Here is a 19,659-nt window from a genome sequence, read left to right as displayed (position 1 = left end):
CTGTAGCAGCCGAGCCATGCTCGGCTGCTGTTCGACAGAGATAGGAAAGGCTCATGAAGGCATGGATGTTGGTACTGGCCACGTTGTTGGTTTCTCCCGTGGCAATGGCGGTCCAGTCCCGGATGAGCGTGCAGGTGACGTACGACTGGTCTGGTTGGGGTTCTGTATCTGAGCGCTGGGTCATCCGGCGCGATGCCTATGGCTTGACCACCCGTGTACAGGTGGTTGATGCGCCCGACGTCCAGCCGCGTTTGCCGGAGCTTCTGCCGTTCGGCGCGCTGTCAGCGTTCGAGGCCGCGCTGCGGGCAGCACCGTTGACCAGGGACGCTACCGTGGATCTGATCACTTCGCAGCTGGACCGGCCCGCGATACTGAAGCTGGATCCGGAGCTGCGCAGCATGCCGCCGGCCAGATGTTCGTTTGCCAAGCAGCAGGCCTGGGCACGACAAGCTCTGGCCGGGCGGGGCTTGCAGGAGCGCGTTGCAGAACACTTCAACGGTCTCCGGACCGATGACTATCCCTTCATGACCGTGGTCGTATCCCGGCTGGGCCACCCTGATACCGTCTTGGTGTCCACCTCCCAGCACACGATGATGCTGCCTTGGAAGCGCCTGTCGTCGGCGGACTTCGATCAGCAGGTTCTGGAAGGTGCTCAGGAAGAGTGGCGTCCGGCGTTGAGCGATGCATTGATGGGGCTGCTACCTGCGGGAGAACCCACACGCGAACGCTTCAAGATCGCTTGGTTTCAGAACAGATTACGCGGCGACCTTGCCTTGGAGGCGCTGCGTTGTGGAACCCTGCGCAAGGAAACGGCAGATTGATCATCCGTGGATGCTCTGCAATCAACTGTGGAGACTCAGTAACGACGTGTTACCGGCACATTCGCATGCCACACAAATGGTCTAGGCTGAACCTGATCGCTCGTTCCAGGTCGGTGCAATGAAAGCCATTCTCCTTGCTGCAACGTTGTCGTTGGCCCTGGTTTCAACGGCATATGCTCAGTCGTTTCCTGCTGAGCTGACGCAATTGGGCATCGTCGCCGGCATGCCCTATGCCAAGGCCAAGCGCCTGCTGGACGCGGCAGGATGGTTGGCGAGTCCGGCACAGGGCGCTCCCGAGTCACTTGAGGGCTTTCCGGAAGTTGGATGCCAGAAGGGCGGAAAGCAGTGCGCAACGACCTTCGAGAAGGGCGGGCAGCAGATCGCGGTGCGGCTGGGCACTACCTTGGCAGGGCAGCCGTTCGTGCAGGGCGCTGACTGAGCACCCACCCTCACGCCAGCGGTAGACGGTCCTGCGCGTGCGACAGGCGATCGTGCAGTTCGCGCACATGCTCCGCCTTGGCATGCACCCGGGAAGTGTCGCCGAAGCTGCGCAGATAGGCGCAGGCCGCGAAGCCGGCACTCTTTTTTTCGTACTCGGCAATCCAGGCCAGTCGATCGGGATTGTTGGCCTGTTCGGCTGACCACGCGGCCACCGGTGGCCTGATGCGATAACGCAGACCGACGCGCCACGGCTTCGGTGTCAGTCGCGCACGGAAGCAATGCTGCAGCCGACACATGCGCGCGTACAGGGTGTCGGTGCCCAGTGCCTTGAAGAATGCCTGCAGCTGCTCGTCCTCAGGTGAGAACGTGGCATGCATCGCCAGCACCCGCAGCCCCGCCGGTGTGCGGTAGACGCGCAGGTGCCAATCGGGATGCTGTTCGCTGAAGGCGTCCACGCGCTTCAGTGCAAGCCCTTCAGCACCGCCGGCAGCGGCCAGGCGCTGCTTCCGCCGCTTCAGCAGTGCCGCGTTGACCAGCAGCACTGCTGCCACGCCCAGTACCAGGCCCACCAGCCAATGCCAGAGCAGGGTGCCGATGACGGCGCCGGCAAGCAGCACGACCGCAGCGACGATGGCCGGTATCACGCATCCGGCCGGCAGCTGTGCATGGTCGATGTCGGCGAACAGCACGTCGGGGCTGTTGAGGCACAGCGCGCCATAGCTGTTGCGGGTGATGATGACATCGCCGTCGCGCCGTACGATCTGCTCGCGGATCGGCACACCCTCCACACCGTAGTTGCTGCGCACTTCGCGACGCGGCAGCACCTGCCCGGCGATGATGGCGTTGAGAGCTTCATGGGCACGTGCGTCGGCGTGGGCCTGGGCTTGGACAGGTCCCTCGTCGGACCAGCCGAAGCGGCGCACGACCACCGGCCGGCCACGGAAACGGGCCTGCAGGCGGGCTTCGGCCCAGTACGCGGGAACGATCATCATCGTGCGGTGCTCCATCATCCATGGCCGGTGCCTGAGTGAGTCTGGCACAGCTCCGAAGGGCCTGCATGTGCCCGCTGCGGTGGCCGCGGCGGAGTGGTAGATTGCGCGCTTCGCATGCACTCCACCAAGGACGGAGCGATGTCCAGTTTCCTGCGTTGCCTGCTTGCCCTGGCCTGTGCCGGGGCGGTCGGCGTGGCACAGGCGGGTACCCCGCCCGGGCCGCAGATCCTCACCACCGATGCCAGCCGCTTCTACGCGCTCTACGACAGCACCGGCGGCAAGCCCAGCGTCGCCCAGCTGGCCGGTTACCTGGCCGAAGGCAGTACGGGCCTGGGTGAACTGGCGAAGGCGCGCCGGGTCACGCCCGAGCGTATTGCCCAGGCCATTGCCAGCCAGCCCGAGGTGTATGCGCAGGGCCGCGCTTGCCTTGCGGAGCTGCCGGCGGTGAAGCAGCGCCTGGTACAGGTGTTCGCCAATCTGCAGGCGATCTACCCGCAGGCCGCGTTTCCGCCGGTGACCATCGCGGTCGGCCGTGGCCGGCCGGTCGGGCTGACCTCCAAGAGCGGCGTGATCATCGGCCTGGAAGCGCTGTGCGCAGCCGATTTCATGAATCCCAATGTGCAGGACCGCTTCGTGCATGTGATCTCGCACGAGTACGTGCACATCCAGCAGACCGGCCTGACCGATTTCGAGCCGGGCGACCCGCAGGCGACGGTGCTGCGTGTTTCGCTGGGCGAAGGCATCGCCGAGTTCATCGCTGAACTGATTTCCGGCAACGTCGGCAACGGTCGCCATGCCGCCTGGACCCGTGGCCGGGAGGTGCATATCGAAAGTGCCTTCGCGCTGGATGTGGACAGCACCGATCTGTCGCCGTGGCTGTACAACTACAAGCCGGGCTCGCAGGAACCTTACGACCTGGGGTACTGGGTGGGCTACCGCATCGCCAAGGCCTATTACCTGCAGGCCAGGGACAAGCGTGACGCGGTACGAGCGCTGATCCAGCAGGACAATCCCAAGGCGATTCTCGCCGCCAGTGGTTGGACGCCAGGCATGTGGATGCCTGCGAAAGTCACGGGTGTGGCGGCGCGTACAGCTGTGCGCTGAGCACAGTGCATGGCGTTAGACTGCGGAAGATGATTTCAGGAGTATCCGCATGCGTGGACCTGTTGAGCTTGCCACTGCCACCGTCGTGACGCTGGGCCTCGCGATGGCTTCTCCGCTGGGCGCCGCCGAAGCCGTCGCAGTCAATCCGCTGCTGCAGACGCCCATCGACCAGCTGCGCCCGGACGAGGTGCGTTTCATGCAGCAGCGCCTGGCCGATTGGCCGGAGCTGCAACGCTATCGTGACGCCAACGCGCGACTGCCTGCGGCGGTGCCGGGTCAGCCACGCGTGGTCTTCTTCGGCGACTCGATCACCGAAGGCTGGGGCAGGGAAGGCAGTGCCGGTTTCTTCCCGGGCAAGGGCTGGCTCAACCGCGGTATCAGTGGCCAGACGACGGCGCAGATGCTGGTGCGTTTCCCGCAGGACGTGCTGGCACTGAAGCCACAGGTGGTGGTGATCCTGGCCGGCACCAACGACATCGCCGGCAACACCGGCCCGTCCACGCAGGCGATGATCGAAGACAACCTGCACGCGATGGTGGACCTGGCCCGCGCACACGGCATCCGTGTGGTGCTGGCATCGGTGCTGCCGGTCAGCGATTACCCGTGGCTGCCGGGCACGGCACCTGCGCCCAAGGTGCGTGCATTGAACACGGCATTGAAGCGCTATGCCGATGCGCAGCAGCTGGTCTATCTGGACTACTACACGCCGATGGCCAACGCTGCCGGCGGGCTCGACCCGCAGTTGGCCGACGACGGCGTGCATCCCACGGCGAAGGGCTATGCGGTGATGGCGCCACTGGCCGAGGCGGCGGTCAAGCGCGCGCTGCAGCAGAAGTAGGTCCGGCGGGCAGGCTCGCCAACAGCCACTCGCAGAAACTGATCACCAGTGGATCTGCCGCGCTGTCCTCATGCACCAGCCAGCTCCAGCGCGGGCCCCGCACACGTGCCTCATCCAGCGCTTGCAGCAGGCCTTGATCGCACGCACGCGCGCTCAGCAGTTCGCTGACCAGCGCGATGCCCAGCCCCTGGCACGCGGCATCCAGCAGCTGCCCGGGTTCGGAGAAATTCATGCCCTCGCGGCGCTGGCCTACATCGGCGCCGCCCTGCACCTGCCACTGGCTCCAGTCCATTTCGCGCTCGCCATGCAGGGTCAGTCGTTCGTGCGCGGGCGTCGCCACCAGCTTGGGATGGCAGGCCGGAAAGAGGCGATCCTGCAGCAGCACGCGATGCTGGCACTGCGCCTGTGAGTCGAGGTCATCGCGTACCGCCACGTCCAGCGTCTGCGTGGTCATATCCGGTGCCTCCTCGCTGGTCAGCAACCACAGGTCGGCGTCGGGATGCAGGCGGTGGAAGCTGGTCAGGCGCGGTACCAGCCAATGCCGGGCAAAGGCTGGGCTGGTGTTGACGATCAGTTGATTCGGCTTGCGGTACTGATCGAGCCGGCGGATGCCACTGGCCAGCTGCCGCAGCAGCGACTGGGTGGTTTCCAGCAGGTCGATGCCGGCGTCGGTAAGGGTGACGCTGCGGCCCTGCCGGAAGAACAGTGGTTGTTGCAGCGAGGCTTCCAGGCCCCGGATCTGCTGGCTGATGGCCGACTGGGTCAGGTGCAGTTCCTCGGCCGCACGGTGGAAGCTGCCGAGCCGGGCGGCAGCCTCGAAACCCCGCAGGGCGTTCAGCGGTGGCCAGTGCTTGAGCATTTCAGATAAGCAAATCTGTTCAGTTGATGGCTGAATCTATCGTTTGTTCTTATGGATGGGCAAGCGCAGCATAGCGCCCATCCCACATCGGCCATGGAGCCTGTCATGACCAACCGTCGTCACTTTCTCACCCAACTGGCCGGTGCCGCCGGCCTTGGCGGCCTGGCCGCGCTCGGCCTGGCCGGGCTGCCGGGTCGCGTATCCGCAGCAGGGCCAGGTGCGGGGACTTGGCGCATGCCGGACGAGCACGGCCCACAGGAGCGCGTGTTCCTGGCCTTCGCGGCGCAGCCGCGGGTGTGGGGTGCGCAGGCCGATGCGGTGAACACCGCCGTGGCGCGGCTGGCCCGTACCATCGCGCGCCACCAGCCGGTCAGCGTGCTGTGCCGCCCGGCGCAGTTGAAGCAGGCGCAGGACCGCTGCGGCCGCGACAACATCGAATTCCTCGAGGTGCCACTGGATGACGTCTGGGTGCGCGACTACGGCGGGTGCTTCGTCACCGATGGCCAGGGCGGGCTGGGCCTGGTCGACTTCAACTTCAATGGCTGGGGCGGCAAGCAGAGCGCGCGCAACGATGGCGCGGTGGCACCGTGGCTGGCACAGGTGACCGGTGCCACGCTGCTGGAAAGCGATCTGGTGGGCGAGGGCGGCGGCATCGAAGTCGATGGCCACGGCACCGCCATCCTTACCGAAAGCTGCTGGGTGAACCACAATCGCAATCCGGACTGGTCGCGTGCTGATATCGAGGCCGAGCTGAAGCACCACCTCGGCCTGCGCAAGGTGATCTGGCTGCCCGGTATCGCCGGCAGGGACATCACCGATGCGCACGTGGACTTCTATGCGCGTTTCGTGCGGCCGGGCGTGGTGATCGCCAACCTGGACAACGATCCGAAGTCCTACGACTACGATCTGACCCGCGAACACCTGCAGATCCTGCGCGGGGCCACCGATGCCGATGGCCGTCGCCTGCAGGTGCACACCCTGCCGCCGCCCCTGGACGGGCGCGACAACGTGCATACCCGCGACAACGACGATCTGGCCATGGGTTACATCAACTACCTGCCGATCAACGGGGCCGTGGTCGCGCCGCAGTTCGGCGACGATGCAGCCGATGGCTATTGCCGTGAACTGCTGGAAGGCATGTATCCGGGCCGCGTGATCGAACAGGTGGATATCGATGCGATTGCCGGCGGCGGTGGCGGCATCCATTGCGTGACCAAGAACATGCCGAAGGTCTAGTCCGTCACGGTACAGTGGCGCGGAAGCCGGCCACGCTGGGTGGCCGCCAGGGACGATGGAGCGGGTGATGCGGAAGGGAATCCAGGGCTGGCTGCGCCGCGGCGGCGCAACGATGGCATTGTTGTTGACCGCCGTGCCGGCGTTCAGTGCAGACACGGCGGCGCCTTCGCCGCTGACGCGTGAACCGGTGGGCGGCGTTTCGTTGGCCGAATGGACCGCGCGGTGGTGGCGGTGGGCCGATGGCCAGGGTGGCGCGCCCTATCTCGACCCGGATGGCCGTGTATGTGATCTGGGCCAGGAAGGCCCGGTCTGGAACCTGGCCGGCACCAACGGCCGTTTCCGGCCACATCGCGAATGCGTGGTGCCGGCCGGCAAGTACCTGTTGCTGCCGATCATCAACATGGCGCACTACCAGGTGGATGAGCGTGTGACCTGCAAGGAGCTGCAGGCCGGGGCAGCGGTCAACAACGATTACCTGATCAGTGCGGTGGTGCTGCTGGACGGCCAGCCGTTGGGCGACATGCGCAGGCATCGGGTCCGCAGCGAAGGCTGCTTCCGCATGGATGCCGACGACGAACACTCCCGGCTGGCTGCCGCCGATGGGTACTGGGTGATGATCAAGCCGTTGCCGCCGGGACGGCATACCCTCAGCGTGGGCGCCAACTACGGTGTACCGGATGGTGGCGCGTACAGCCGCATGCGGCAGTCCTTCGAGTACGTGCTGCACGTGGGAGGGCGTACCCAGGTCGTATCGCGCGAACAGCCCACGATGCCGGTGGCGGCTCCCTGAGGCTCAGGCATCGTCCTGCTTCAACGCCGCATCGGCGGCCAGCAGCGCTTCGGCGGCCGCACTGAGCGGCGGCGACGGCGGGGCGACCACGCCGATTGCTTCCATCATCTTCGGCATGCCCAGGAACTGCCGCGCGCGACGGTCGTAGATGCCGGTGACCAGCAGCGCGCGCGTGGCAATCTTCTGCTCGGCACCGATCAGCACGCGCTGCTCCATGATGCCGCGCGAGCCGACCCAGCCAACCAGCCGCGTCTCCAAGGTGAAGCGCTGGAACGGCTTCAGCTCGCGGCGGAACTGGATGGTGCCGGCACCGACGATCGGTGCCCACTTCTCGCGCAGCGCCACCCGGCCCAGGCCCATGCGCAGGATCAGGTCCAGCCGGCCCAGGTCGAAGATGTTCCAGTAGCGGCCGTTGGTCATGTGCAGGTTGCTGTCCAGATCATTGGGCAGCACCCGGAACTGCAGCCGCGAGACCCCGAACGGGGCCTCCAGCTTCGGCCGGAACAGGCTGCATAGCAGCAGATGGAGCAGGCGGAACCAGAGATTCATGGCTATGACGACTGTTATAGAATCGCCAGTTACGCTAATCTATGACGACTGTCCTGGCAAGGAGACCGCCGTGAGCCCGCGATCCTCTGATGCGCCTCAACGCGTGATGGATGCTGCGGCACAGATGCTGGCGCGGGTGGGCCTCAATGCCACCAGCATCCGAGAGGTGACCAAGCTGGCCGAGGCGCCGCTGGGCTCCACCTACCATCACTTTCCCGGCGGCAAGCAGGAGCTGCTGGCGCGCGCCACCCACATGGCTGGCGACAAGGTCGAAGCGCTGCTGGTGGAGCTGCTGAAGGGTGGGGCGGTACAGGGCCTGCAGCAGTTCCTGGCGCTGTGGCGCGAGCGCCTGCTGCGCACCGGTTTCCGCGCCGGCTGCCCGGTGCTGGCCGCTGCCGTGGAGGAACCGGTGGAGGCGACGCCCAGCCAAGCCCGCGCGGCGGCTGCCGAGGTGTTCGCGCGCTGGCAGGGCCACCTTGCCACGGCGTTCGTCGCCGAAGGGCATGCCCCGGCGGTGGCGGGTGAACTGGCCAGCCTGGTGATCGCCAGCGTGGAAGGTGCGGTGGCGATGTGCCGCGCGCTGCAGGACATCGCCCCGTTCGACCAGGTGGCGGCCCAGCTGCTGAAGGCCGCCGCGCGGCCTTGATCCGGCTGCACGGTCGCGGGAGACTCGGCGCAGGCCCTGATTGGATGCCGCCATGGACGAACCACATCGCCGTCAGTTGATCGAGCACTACCTGCATGCCTACAACCACTTCGATATCGACGCCATGCTGGCGGTGCTGGCGCACAACGTGCGCTTCGAGAATCACAGTGATGGTCAGCTGACGATGGTCACCGAAGGCATCGATGCCTTCGGCGAACTGGCACGGCAATCGGCGCAGATGTTCCGCGAGCGTGAGCAGCAGTTGCTGCAGCTGACCTTCAAGGACGACGTGGCGCTGGCCAGCATCGGCTGGCGTGGCGTGCTCGCGCAGGACATTCCCGATGGCCCCAGTGCGGGCACGGAACTGGCACTGCAGGGACGCAGTGAGTTCGCATTTGAGGGCGGTCGCATCGTGCGGATCATCGACCGCAGCTGAGGAGCGGCCGCACAGGTCGGCCGTCTGGACAGCGGACCTGCCTGCGGTAGAATCCGTGCACCACCGCCTACGCGTGCCCGGCAAGGATGTCCGCATGCAGCATCAGGTTCTCGAGCTTCCATGCTGCACGATCCGTGGCACCCGGTGGCGCCGGTGAAACGCACCCGTTTCTTTTCACGCAGTCCATTGAAGCTGCCGGTCAACCGCGGCAGCGAAGTCGTGCGCGCGCGGCAGCACCTGCAGCAGCGCGGCTGGCCGCGCCTGCAGATGGCGCTGATCGTCGGCCTGACCGGTGCGGCCGGTTTCCTTGCCTCGCATCTGCTGCGCCTGGCCGGCATCGACGCGATGCTGCTTCGCTATCCGATGGCCGTGCTGCTGGCCTATGGCGTGTTCCTGCTGCTGATGTGGATCTGGATCCGCTGGCGTTGGGACAACGTGCTGGATGGGTTGTCGCCGGATGCAGGCGGTGGTGGCACGTCGCCACCGGGCAGTGCCGTGGAATCCCCGTGGAGCGGCGCCGGTGGGCGTTCCGGCGGTGGCGGTGCATCGGCATCGTGGAACGAGTCGGCGCCGGCCGGTGGCGGCGATGCCGGAGCGCTGCCGTTGACCGGGCTGACCGAAGATGAAGCGGGCTTGCCGTTGCTGGCGATCCTCGGCCTTGTCGCGCTGGTGGCGGCCGTCCTGCTGGCCAGCGTGTGGGTGGTGTGGTCGGCGCCAGTGCTGATGGCCGAGCTGCTGGTGGACGCGGCGATCGCCGGAGGCCTGTACCGGCGCATGCAGGGCATGCAGCAGCAAGGATGGTGGCGGGTATGCGTGTCGCATACGGTCTGGCCGCTGCTCGGGTTGCTGCTGTTCTTCGCGCTGCTGGGCTGGCTCGCGCAGGAACTCGTGCCCGGTGCGAGCCATCTGCTGCAGGTCATCCAGGCGCTGTAGTTGGGGGGGCGTCCTTGAAATGGCCAGCCCGGACCGTTTTCAGCAGCAGTGGACAGTGGGCTATGATCGCGGTCGCCCGGAATTGGTGTCCTGGCGGTTTCGCCTATTCGAAGCTTGTCGTACCGGGTAGGAAACAGGGGCGCTGGTTATCCGAACGCCCGTCCAAACACACAACCGTTGACGAGGAAGAGCGCATGGATGTCGCCGCACGCAGGAACAGGACGTTGTTTCGTTGGATCATGGTGACGCTGCTGGCGGTGCTGTTGCCGTTTGCAGCACTGGCGCAGCCCGCTGCCGGGCAGGCCGATGGCGCCGAAGCCGCCACCGCCGCGGAAGAGGCGCAATGCCGCGCCTGTACCTATGAGCGCATTGGACCCAAGGTCGATATCGGCCTGGTGGCACTGGTGTCATTACTGGTGGTCGGCCTGCTGATCGCCGCGTCGCGGGAATGGGGCACCACCTCGCAGCGCTGGACCTGCCGCACGCTGGCCCTGCTGCTGGTGGGGATCGGCGCAGCGTTGCTGTGGTGGGCCGGCAGCATCCTCTACCTGGGTTACAACCCCTGGCAGGAAATGGCCGCACCCGTCGATGGCTCGCTCACCTCCACACTGCTCACTACCTCGCCGAAGTGGCTGGCGGCACTGGTGCTGATCGGCTTCGCGCCTTCCATCTGGAAGCGCAGCGAGCGCCTGCCGGCCTGGCGAATCGGCTGACCCTGGAACGGCGGCGCCGGATCACACCCGGCGCCGCCTGCGGCCATCAATCAAAGCGCCAGCGCACACCTGCGTAGACGCCACGACCTTCGCCCGGCGTCGAGCGGGCGACATCCCTGCCGGCATCGTCGTAGCCCGGCGTAACCGTGGCGGCATAGTGGCGGTTGCCGAGGTTGCGCATCTCCGCCCAGGCCTGCCAGCGACCGCCGGGTGCGTCGTAGCCGATGCGGCTGCCGAAGATCACATGGCTGTCGGCCCAGTAGCTGTTGGCGTAGTCCACGGCGATGCGCGAGGCGTATTCGGTATTCAGCGCAGCGTACAGGCCGGATGCATGATCGAAGCGCAGCTCGGCCTGGTAGGCGTGGCGCGGCAGGCCGGGCAGGCGGTTGCTGCCGAAACGCGCGTCGTGGCGATAGCGGAAATCGCTGAAGGTATACGCTTGGCGCAGCGACAGGCGGCCCGGTGCAGCCTGCCACAGCGTGCTGTCCAATCCGACCTCGATGCCGCGGTGAACGGTGGGGCTGGCGTTGTTCTCGGCGATGAACAGGTTCGGCACCGGTTGCAGTTCGACGCTCAGCAGTTCGTGGTTCACGTGAGCGTAGTAGCCGGTCAGTTCCCAGCGGCCCAGCGCGGCGTCACCGCGCGCGCCCAGTTCCAGCGTGGTGGCGGTCTGGTTCTGCATCGGCACTGGCGCGCGCTGGCGGCCGGTAGACGGGCCATTGCCTGGCCCGAAGTACTGGTTCGAGCCCCAGATCATCGACCAGGGATGCGGCGCCTCCACCGAGCGGCTGAGGTTGCCGAACCACTGGGTCTGGGCGCTGTGCTGCCAGGTGAAGCCCAGTCGCGGCGCGTAGTCCCAGTCGTGGTCGCGAAGGCGGCCGCCGCTGCTTGGCCAGGTCACCTGCACATCGCGACGGGTGTTGATCAGTGCCAGCCCGGTCTGCATGCGCAGGCGGTCATTGAAGGCGAGGGTATTGCTGACGTGCAGCGTGCTGTCGGTGCCGTGGTGGCGGAAGTCACGCGTGCGCGTGCCGGCAGCATAGCCATTGCTGGCAAAGCGCAGCGACTCGCGCACATCGGCGTCCAGGTCATGGGTGACGCGCAGGCCGACCGTGGTCTCGCTGTCCAGGCCGAACAGCCGGTGGCGATGGCGGTAGTCCAGCGTGGCGTTGAGGTTGGCGTAGTCCAGCTGCTGCCGGTACAGGCTCTCGTTCAAGTCCATCGGGTACGTGTGGTAGACCAGCCCGGCCTGTAGCGAGGAATTCTCATCGATCTGCAGCGTGGTGACGTTGCCCACCCACGTGCTGCCCGGCTGCGGGCGGCGCGCATCGATGGCCAGGTTGGCGGCATTCGCGGCGTGTGGATCGTTGCGGATCTGATCGCGGGTCAAGCGACCGGGCGTTTCGTGATTGGTCTCGCGGTAGCGCACGAAGAAGCGCGTCTGCAGGTCTGGCGTGATCTGCCAGCCGACGTTGGCCATCGCGCCCTTGCCATCGCCGCGAGCATGGCGCTGATACCCATCGAACTCAGTATCGGTGTAGGCCAGGAAGTAATCGACATCGCCGCTGACGCCGCCCCAGCTGATGCCGCGCTTCTGGTAGCCACGGCTGCCGGCTTCGTAGTGCAGTTGCACGCCCGCCGAATCACGACCGCTGCGGCTGACGTAGTCGATGGCACCGCCCAGCGCCAGCGCGCCGCGCTCGAAGCCGTTGGCGCCGCGCAGCACTTCCACGCGCGACAGCCACAGCGGTTCCAGCAGTTCGTAAGGCGTGCCACCCGGGCCGGTCAGTGGCAGGCCGTCGATCGACACCGCAATGCCTGAGGCATGCGCGCCCGGGCCCCGGTTGATGCCCGAGCCCCGGATCGAGATCTTGGTGCCCTCATTGCCCGGCGACTGCGCGTTGATGCCCGGCTGGTAGGCCAGCACATCGGCGTTGCTGGACAGGCGGCTGTCGGCCTTGGCCACGTCGATGACGTTGCTGGCGCCGGGTACGCGCTTCAGCGCCGCGCGCGCCTGCGCGCCGGCATCGGCAGCAGCGGTGACCTGCACGGCATCCAGCGTGGTGGCCTGCGGGGCCGCAGCGGCGGTGGAGGAAAGGCCGAGGGAAACGGCCAGGAACAACAGCGACGGGGTGGGGCGGTACGACGAGAGCGACATGCGGAAATGCTGTAAACCACGAAATTGGCGCGCAAGTTAACAGGTCGGCGGCCCCGCGTCACCCACCGCCCGCGTATGGGTGACGTGGCATCCATGTAGAGTCGAGCCCATGCTCGACTGCTTTTCGCTTTCTATAGAGTCGAGCCATGCTCGACTGTTTTTCTGTGCCGGAGTCGAGCATGGCTCGAATCTACGGAGCAGGCTTCGCCAGCGCCTTGGCCTTTGCATACAGCCGATCAGCCGTTTCCTTCTCACCAAGCGCCGCATGGCACTCGGCCAGGCTGTCCCAGGCATTGGCCGAATCCGGATACAGCTCGGTGTTGAGCGCGAATACTTTCAGTGCCTTGCGTGCACCGAGGCTTTCGCGGATGGCATACCCATCGGCATTGATCGCGCGTTCCAGTTCACTGGCAGCAACCTGGTTGCTGTCGCCCAGCCAGCGATGCACTGCTTCGGTCGCGCCAGCACTGTCATCCAGCGCATACGCGATCAGTTGCTCGGACAACACCGCATGCGGAAACTCCTCGGGTGCGGCCACCGCCATCGTGCTCTCGACCAGCGTGCTCGACCAGGCATTGCGGGCGCTGCCGTTGGTCAGGTACACGAACACCCAGTAACCGTTGGCCAGCGTGCCCTTGTAGGCCAGTCGCGCACGCACGCGGGTGCCACCATCGTGGCCGACCTGGGTGTAGCCGTCGCTGCGGGTGGTGTCCCAGCCCGTGGAGAAGAAATTGCTGCCGCCGCCGGCCAGTTTCTGCGGCTGCCAGAGTTTTTCCAGGGTCGCCGTGCGCAGCAGCTTGCCGGTCGCCAGCGCCTGCAGGAAGCGGTTCATGTCACCCACGGTGGTCTGCAGATCGGCATGGCCCCAGCCGTAGTCCGGCCAGGGATCTTCATTGGCCGGCTGCAGTTGGCCGTCCTTGCCGATGTAAGGCACCGCCGCGCGCGTGGCTGGCACGCTGGTGACGCCCCATGAGGTACTGGTCATCTTCAGCGGTTGCAGGATGCGTTCGCGCGCAATGGCCGGGTAGGGCTTGCGGTAATGCGCCTCCAGCAAGGCGGTCAGCACCAGGTAGTTGGCCTGCGTGTACTGCACGCGGCTGCCGGTGGCGAACTGCATCGGCGCCGCCGCAGCCACCTTCAGCGCAGCTGCAAGGTCGGGTGCCACACCGATGTAGCCCTTGCTCACCCAGCGGTTGTCCACCCGGTCGTAGTACTCGCCGATACCCGAGCTGTGGTTGATGAAATCGCGTACGTGGATTCCCTGCCAAGCAGCCGGAAGGTCCGGAACATAGCGGCTGGCCGGCGCGTCCAGATCCACCTTACCCTGGTCCACCAGCTGCATCACCAGTGTGCTGGTCAGCAGCTTGGCCATCGATTGCGCGGCGAAGATGGTATCGACGGTGGCCGGTGCATGCGTGGCCGGGTCGCGCTCGCCGCTGGCGCCCTGGTAGAGCACCTGGCCGTTGTGTGCGACCAGTACCGCCTGGCCAGCAATGCCGTAGCGCTCGCGGTTGCTCTGCAGTTGGGCGTCGAGCCGGGGAGAGAGGCCGGTAGGGACGTCACGCGCCGAGGCGGGCAGGGCGATGGCCAGGGCGCAGATCAATGCAGCAGCAAGGGTGCGGTACATCGCGGTGTCCCATCAGCGGTGATGGCGCATGTTGGTCACGGCAGGAGTTGGGGTCAAGCATGTAGAGCCGAGCCTATGCTCGGCTGCGTTTGGGGCAGGCGTCGTGCACCTGGAAGCATTGAGCCGAGCATGGCTCGGCTCTACAGGTGCCTTGCGGTAGTGCCGGCCGCGGGCCGGCACCCCTGCGATCAGCCCAGGATGCCCGGCAGATCCAGCCCCTTTTCCTTCGCGCAATCAATCGCAATCTCGTAGCCTGCATCGGCATGGCGCATCACGCCGGTGGCCGGGTCGTTCCACAGCACGCGGCCAATCCGCTTCGCCGCGGCCTCGGTGCCGTCGCAGACGATCACCATGCCGGCGTGCTGCGAGAAGCCCATGCCGACGCCACCGCCGTGGTGCAGCGACACCCACGTCGCGCCGCTGGCGGTGTTGAGCAGGGCGTTCAGCAGCGGCCAGTCGGACACCGCATCGGAGCCGTCGGCCATCGCTTCGGTTTCGCGGTTTGGCGAGGCCACGCTGCCGCTGTCCAGGTGGTCACGACCAATCACCACCGGTGCCTTCAGTTCACCGTTGGCCACCATTTCGTTGAACGCCAGACCGAGTCGGTCACGGTCACCCAGGCCCACCCAGCAGATGCGTGCCGGCAGGCCCTGGAACTTGATCTTCTCGGCAGCCATATCCAGCCAGCGGTGCAGGTGCGGGTTGTCCGGAATCAGTTCCTTCACCTTGGCATCGGTCTTGGCGATGTCTTCCGGGTCGCCGCTCAGTGCGGCCCAGCGGAACGGGCCGATGCCGCGGCAGAACAGCGGGCGGATGTAGGCCGGCACGAAACCTGGGAAATCGAACGCGTTCTCCACGCCTTCCTCCAGCGCCATCTGCCGCAGGTTGTTGCCGTAGTCCACGGTCGGCACCCCCAGTGCGTGGAAGCCGAGCATGGCGCGGATGTGGTTGGCCATCGACGCGCGCGCAGCCTTTTCCACTTCCTTCGGTGCACTCACGCGCTTCTCATCCCACTGTTCGACCGTCCAGCCCTGCGGCAGGTAGCCGTTCACCGGATCGTGCGCGGAGGTCTGATCGGTCAGCAGGTCCGGCTTCACGCCGCGCTTGAGCAGTTCGGCCAGCACATCGGCAACGTTGCCGAGCAGGCCCACCGACTTCGGCGTGCCCGCCTTGCACGACTCATCGATCAGGCGCAGCGCTTCGTCCAGGTTGTCGGTCCAGGTGTCGAGGTAGCCGGTGCGCAGGCGCATGTCGATGCTGCTCTTCCGGCACTCGACGGCCAGGCACGAGGCGCCGGCCATCACGGCGGCCAGCGGCTGCGCGCCGCCCATGCCGCCCAGGCCGCCGGTGAACAGCCACTTCCCGGTCAGGTCACCACCGAAGTGCTGGCGTCCCATCTCGACGAAGGTCTCGTAGGTGCCCTGCACGATGCCCTGCGCACCGATGTAGATCCAGCTGCCGGCGGTCATCTGGCCGTACATGGCCAGGCCCTTCCTATCCAGCTCGTTGAAGTGGTCCCAGTTGGCCCAGCGCGGCACCAGGTTGGAATTGGCGATCAGCACGCGCGGTGCATCGGCGTGGGTGCGGAACACGCCCACCGGCTTGCCCGACTGCACCAGCAGGGTCTGGTCGTCGTCCAGGCGCTTGAGCGTCTCGACGATGGCATCGAAGCTTTCCCAGTCGCGCGCGGCGCGGCCGATGCCGCCGTACACCACCAGTTCCTGCGGGCGTTCGGCCACGTCCGGGTGCAGGTTGTTCATCAGCATGCGCAGCGGCGCTTCGGTCAGCCAGCTCTTGGCGTTGAGCGTGGTGCCGGTGGGCGCGGCAATGGTGCGGGACGGGTCGTTGCGGGTCATGCGGCGCTCCGGTTCGTAGCGAATTCAAGGCAGGCGTTGAGCACCTGCGCCAGGGTGTGGCGCAGCGGTGCGGCGTGGTCGGGGTGGAGCGGGGTGGGCCAGCTGTGTTCGTCCACCTGGTCCGGCAGGGGTTCGTGCATGTAGCCGCGGCAGGCCAGCTCCATCTGCAGGCTGTGCACGCCGCCGGCGACGTTGCTGTAGTGGCGGGTGATCCAGCCGCCCTTGAAGCGGCCGTTGCGCACCTGGCTCATGCCACTGATCTTCAGCAGGTTCTCCACCACGTCGCTCAGCGCGTTGTCGCAGGACGTGTCCGGCGCGCCGGAGGGGCCGGCGGTACCGAGATTGAACTGCGGCAGCTCGCCGTCGAACAGGTGCGGAATGTGTGAGCGGATCGAGTGCGCGTCATACACCACGACAGTGCCGAACTTCGCACGCAGGCGCGTGATCTGTGCGGCCAGCGCATCGTGATAGGGCAGGAAATACGTGTCGCGGCGACGGGCGATCTCCGCGTCATCCGGTTCGCGGCCGGCGTGGTACAGCGGCTGGTTGTCGAAGGTGGTCAGCGGGCACAGGCCGGTGGTGTTCTGGCCGGGGTACAGCGACACGCCGCTTGGATCGCGGTTGAGGTCGATCACCGAGCGGGAGATCGCCGAGCGCACCGTGGTCGCGCCCATGCCGCGCACGAAATCGTACAGTTCGTGTACCCACCAGTCGGCGTCGCGACGGGCCAGCCATGGCGAGTGGTAGTCGCCGATCAGGTCGTGCGGCAGCTCGCTGCCGGTATGCGGGAAGCTGACGATCAACGGGGCATCGCCTTCGTGCACCGTCAGCCATTCGGGATGGGCCTTCATGCCTGTGGTTCCACAGTCGGCAACAGATCGGCCAGGCCCTGCGCCAGCGCGCCGCTGCGCACCAGGTTCGTGGCGGCCACCATGTCCGGATGGAAATAGCGATCCTCTTCCAGCGTCGGCACCTGCGCACGCAGGGTGGCGCGCACGGATTCCAGCGCGGTGCTGGAGCGCAGCGGGGCGTGGAAGTCGCAGCCCTGCACGGCGGCCAGCAGTTCGATGCCGATCACGTTGGCCGCGTTCTCGGCCATCTGCATCAGGCGGCGCGCGCCGTGCGCGGCCATCGACACGTGGTCTTCCTGGTTGGCCGAGGTCGGAATCGAATCAACGCTGGCCGGGTAGGCGCGCTGCTTGTTTTCCGACACCAGCGCGGCGGCGGTCACCTGCGGGATCATGAAGCCGGAATTCAGGCCCGGGCGCGGGGTCAGGAACGCCGGCAGGCCGGACAGCGCCGGGTCCACCAGCATCGCCAGGCGGCGCTCGCTGATCGAGCCGATCTCGCACACCGCCATCGCCAGCATGTCGGCGGCGAAGGCGACCGGCTCGGCGTGGAAGTTGCCACCGGACAGCGCTTCGCCGGTATCGGTGAACACCAGCGGATTGTCGGACACGCCGTTGGCTTCGATTTCCAGCGTGGTCGCGGCCTGGCGCAGGATGTCCAGCGCTGCGCCCATCACCTGCGGCTGGCAGCGCAGGCAGTACGGGTCCTGCACGCGCACGTCGTTGTCGCGGTGCGATTCGCGGATGTCCGAGCCCTGCATCAGCGTGCGCAGCGTGGCCGCAGTGGCGATCTGCCCGCGCTGGCCGCGGATGGCATGGATGCGCGGGTCGAACGGCGTGTCGGAACCCTTGGCCGCTTCCACCGACAGCGCACCGGTGACCAGCGCGGCCTGGAACACAGTCTCGATCTCGAACAGGCCGGCCAGCGCATAGGCGGTGGAGAACTGGGTGCCGTTGAGCAGCGCCAGGCCTTCCTTCGCGCCCAGTTCGATCGGCTGCAACCCCGCGCGTGCCAGTGCATCGGTTGCCGGCAGGCGCTTGTCACCGATGAATGCTTCACCCACGCCCAGCATCACGCTGGCCAGATGCGAGAGCGGCGCAAGGTCACCCGAGGCACCCACCGAGCCCTGTGCGGGCACCACCGGCAGCACGCCCTTGACCAGCATCGCTTCCAGCAGCAGCAGGGTTTCCTCGCGGATGCCCGAAGCACCCTGCGCCAGGCTGACCAGCTTCAGCGCCATCATCAGGCGCACTACGCTGGCCGGCATCGGCTCGCCCACTCCGGCAGCATGCGAGAGCACGATGTTCCGCTGCAGGGTGGCCAGGTCCTCGCGCTCGATGCGCACGCTGGCCAGCTTGCCGAAGCCGGTGTTGATGCCATAGACCGGCGCGCCCTTGGCGACGATGGCGGCGACGGCCGCCGCGCTGGCGCGCACCACCGGCAGCGCGGCCGGGTCCAGTGCAAGCGGCGCACCGCGATAGACCTGCCGCCACTGGGCGAGAGTGACATGGCCGGGGCGAAGAACCAGGGTGTTGCTCATGTGTTGCTCCAGGAGGCAGGCAGGTCGGGCTGTCCGCGCACCACGCGCGCGTGCAGCGGGTTGAATCCAATGCGATAGACCAGGTCGGCGGGGGCGTCGATGTCCCAGATCGCCAGGTCGCAGTCCAGGCCCACGGCCAGGCGGCCGATGCGGTTGCCATGGCCCAGCGCGCGCGCCGCTTCACGGGTGAAGCCGGCGATGCACTCGTCCACGGTCAGGCGGAACAGGGTGGCGCCCATGTTCATCGCCAGCAGCGGACTGGTCAGCGGCGAGGTGCCTGGGTTGCTGTCGGTGGCCAGCGCCAGCGGCACGCCGGCCGCACGCAGCGCGGTGATCGGTGGCAGGGTGGTATCGCGGGTGAAATAGAAGGCGCCGGGCAGCAGCACGGCGACGGTGCCAGCGGCGGCCATCGCGGCGATGCCGGCATCGTCCAGGTGTTCGATATGGTCGGCAGACAGTGCACCGAAGCTGGCCGCCAGTTCGGCGCCATGCTGGTTGCTCAGCTGCTCGGCGTGGATCTTCACCGCCAGCCCGTTGGCGCGTGCCGCTTCGAAAACCTGCCGCGCCTGCGCCGGCGAGAAGGCGATGTTCTCGCAGAACACATCCACCGCTTCGGCCAGGCCTTCGGCGGCGATGGCCGGAATCATCACGTTGCACACCTCGTCGGTGTATTCCTGTGCTTCACGGCCCGGCGGAATCGCGTGTGCGCCGAGGAAGGTGGTCACCACGTTGACGCGGCATTCCTCGCCCAGCGCACGCGCCACCTGCAGCTGCTTGCGCTCGTCCGGCAGGGTCAGGCCGTAGCCGGATTTGATCTCGAGGGTGGTCACGCCCTCGGCGCGCATCGCCAGCAGGCGCGGCCGGCTTTCACGGGCCAGCTGTTCCGGTGTGGCGGCGCGGGTGGCGCGCACAGTGGAGACGATGCCGCCGCCGGCACGGGCGATCTCGGCATAACTGATGCCCTGCAGGCGCTGCTCGAATTCGTTGGCGCGGTTGCCGGCGTAGACCAGGTGGGTATGGCAGTCGATCAGGCCGGGCGAAATCCAGCGGCCTTCGCCGTCGATGCGGGTGGTCGGCTGCAGGTGGGCATCGCTGCCGGCTGGGCCGACATGGACGATGCGGCCGTCAGCGCAGGCCAGTACGCCATCGCGGATGACACCCAGCCCCTCGCCATCGAGGGTGATCAGGTGGACGTTGGACCAGAGGGTATCGACGTGCATGGCATCCACAACGCGGCTGTGCTTATATGTCTATACAATATAGGCGTCCAT

19 protein-coding genes are annotated in these 19,659 nt (G+C 66.8%); 10 read left to right on the top strand and 9 right to left on the bottom strand.

What is annotated here, in order from left to right:
- The first annotated feature begins 53 nt into the window (after window positions 1-53).
- Together CCR98_RS13325 and CCR98_RS13320 are read left to right on the top strand one after the other, a co-directional pair.
- Window positions 54-821: a hypothetical protein gene (locus CCR98_RS13325; protein WP_087923002.1), complete on the top strand. Its 768-nt coding sequence runs from the start codon at window positions 54-56 to the stop codon at window positions 819-821.
- A gap of 118 nt (window positions 822-939) precedes the next feature.
- Window positions 940-1,260 (top strand): hypothetical protein, encoded by a 321-nt coding sequence (locus tag CCR98_RS13320; RefSeq protein ID WP_087923001.1) that lies wholly within the window; start codon window positions 940-942, stop codon window positions 1,258-1,260.
- Window positions 1,261-1,270: 10 nt separating this feature from the next.
- Here CCR98_RS13320 and CCR98_RS13315 read toward each other — a convergent pair whose 3' ends face one another.
- Complete coding sequence (locus CCR98_RS13315; protein WP_087924198.1) at window positions 1,271-2,254, bottom strand: hypothetical protein; 984 nt, start codon at window positions 2,252-2,254, stop codon at window positions 1,271-1,273.
- A gap of 138 nt (window positions 2,255-2,392) precedes the next feature.
- Between CCR98_RS13315 and CCR98_RS13310 the strand changes: the two genes are divergently transcribed.
- Together CCR98_RS13310 and CCR98_RS13305 are read left to right on the top strand one after the other, a co-directional pair.
- Window positions 2,393-3,358, top strand: a complete 966-nt coding sequence (locus tag CCR98_RS13310) for a DUF2268 domain-containing putative Zn-dependent protease (protein ID WP_087923000.1) — start codon at window positions 2,393-2,395, stop codon at window positions 3,356-3,358.
- A gap of 49 nt (window positions 3,359-3,407) precedes the next feature.
- Window positions 3,408-4,196: an SGNH/GDSL hydrolase family protein gene (locus CCR98_RS13305; protein ID WP_087922999.1), complete on the top strand. Its 789-nt coding sequence runs from the start codon at window positions 3,408-3,410 to the stop codon at window positions 4,194-4,196.
- Here the strand turns inward: CCR98_RS13305 and CCR98_RS13300 are convergent.
- Window positions 4,171-5,055, bottom strand: coding sequence for a LysR family transcriptional regulator (locus tag CCR98_RS13300; RefSeq protein ID WP_087922998.1), 885 nt, complete (start codon window positions 5,053-5,055; stop codon window positions 4,171-4,173). The genes CCR98_RS13305 and CCR98_RS13300 overlap by 26 nt on opposite strands.
- A 105-nt stretch (window positions 5,056-5,160) precedes the next feature.
- Here CCR98_RS13300 and CCR98_RS13295 point away from each other — a divergent pair, with 105 nt between their 5' ends.
- Complete coding sequence (locus CCR98_RS13295) at window positions 5,161-6,291, top strand: agmatine deiminase family protein (protein WP_087922997.1); 1,131 nt, start codon at window positions 5,161-5,163, stop codon at window positions 6,289-6,291.
- A 67-nt stretch (window positions 6,292-6,358) separates the two neighbouring features.
- Window positions 6,359-7,081: a hypothetical protein gene (locus tag CCR98_RS13290; RefSeq protein ID WP_232463031.1), complete on the top strand. Its 723-nt coding sequence runs from the start codon at window positions 6,359-6,361 to the stop codon at window positions 7,079-7,081.
- A gap of 3 nt (window positions 7,082-7,084) precedes the next feature.
- Here the strand turns inward: CCR98_RS13290 and CCR98_RS13285 are convergent, their stop codons facing one another.
- Window positions 7,085-7,630, bottom strand: coding sequence for a thioesterase family protein (locus CCR98_RS13285; RefSeq protein ID WP_012511531.1), 546 nt, complete (start codon window positions 7,628-7,630; stop codon window positions 7,085-7,087).
- Window positions 7,631-7,700: 70 nt separating this feature from the next.
- On the opposite strand from CCR98_RS13285, the gene CCR98_RS13280 reads away from it, so the two are divergent.
- From CCR98_RS13280 to CCR98_RS13265, 4 genes are all read left to right on the top strand, one after another.
- Complete coding sequence (locus tag CCR98_RS13280; protein WP_087922996.1) at window positions 7,701-8,276, top strand: TetR/AcrR family transcriptional regulator; 576 nt, start codon at window positions 7,701-7,703, stop codon at window positions 8,274-8,276.
- A gap of 52 nt (window positions 8,277-8,328) precedes the next feature.
- On the top strand, window positions 8,329-8,712 hold the full coding sequence (locus CCR98_RS13275) for a nuclear transport factor 2 family protein (RefSeq protein WP_087922995.1): 384 nt from the start codon (window positions 8,329-8,331) through the stop codon (window positions 8,710-8,712).
- 120 nt (window positions 8,713-8,832) lie between these two features.
- Window positions 8,833-9,645: a hypothetical protein gene (locus tag CCR98_RS13270; protein WP_232463030.1), complete on the top strand. Its 813-nt coding sequence runs from the start codon at window positions 8,833-8,835 to the stop codon at window positions 9,643-9,645.
- A gap of 194 nt (window positions 9,646-9,839) precedes the next feature.
- Window positions 9,840-10,358, top strand: a complete 519-nt coding sequence (locus tag CCR98_RS13265; protein WP_087922994.1) for a hypothetical protein — start codon at window positions 9,840-9,842, stop codon at window positions 10,356-10,358.
- Between the two features lie 46 nt (window positions 10,359-10,404).
- Here CCR98_RS13265 and CCR98_RS13260 read toward each other — a convergent pair whose 3' ends face one another.
- The 6 genes from CCR98_RS13260 to hutI all read right to left on the bottom strand — a co-directional run bounded on the left by CCR98_RS13260 (window position 10,405) and on the right by hutI (window position 19,608).
- The gene (locus CCR98_RS13260) at window positions 10,405-12,516 is read right to left on the bottom strand and encodes a TonB-dependent receptor (protein ID WP_087922993.1); all 2,112 of its coding nucleotides are present in this window, start codon (window positions 12,514-12,516) and stop codon (window positions 10,405-10,407) included.
- 190 nt (window positions 12,517-12,706) lie between these two features.
- A complete protein-coding gene (locus tag CCR98_RS13255) occupies window positions 12,707-14,143 on the bottom strand; it encodes a serine hydrolase domain-containing protein (RefSeq protein ID WP_087922992.1) in 1,437 nt (478 codons plus the stop codon).
- A gap of 188 nt (window positions 14,144-14,331) precedes the next feature.
- Complete coding sequence (gene hutU / locus CCR98_RS13250) at window positions 14,332-15,999, bottom strand: urocanate hydratase (RefSeq protein WP_087922991.1); 1,668 nt, start codon at window positions 15,997-15,999, stop codon at window positions 14,332-14,334.
- On the bottom strand, window positions 15,996-16,850 hold the full coding sequence (gene hutG, locus CCR98_RS13245; protein ID WP_087922990.1) for an N-formylglutamate deformylase: 855 nt from the start codon (window positions 16,848-16,850) through the stop codon (window positions 15,996-15,998). The genes hutU and hutG overlap by 4 nt, the downstream gene beginning before the upstream one ends.
- Window positions 16,847-18,388, bottom strand: coding sequence for a histidine ammonia-lyase (gene hutH, locus CCR98_RS13240; protein WP_087922989.1), 1,542 nt, complete (start codon window positions 18,386-18,388; stop codon window positions 16,847-16,849). Before hutH ends, hutG begins: the two co-directional genes overlap by 4 nt.
- Window positions 18,385-19,608 carry an imidazolonepropionase gene (gene hutI, locus CCR98_RS13235; RefSeq protein ID WP_087924195.1) on the bottom strand — a complete coding sequence of 408 codons (1,224 nt, stop codon included), beginning with the start codon at window positions 19,606-19,608 and terminating at the stop codon, window positions 18,385-18,387. Before hutI ends, hutH begins: the two co-directional genes overlap by 4 nt.
- Window positions 19,609-19,659: the final 51 nt, after the last annotated feature.

Origin of the sequence: Stenotrophomonas sp. WZN-1 (assembly GCF_002192255.1) — a bacterium.
Taxonomy (GTDB): Bacteria; Pseudomonadota; Gammaproteobacteria; order Xanthomonadales; family Xanthomonadaceae; genus Stenotrophomonas.
The sequence above is the reverse complement of the archived record's forward strand: the minus strand, read 5'-3'. Positions and strand labels throughout refer to the sequence as shown.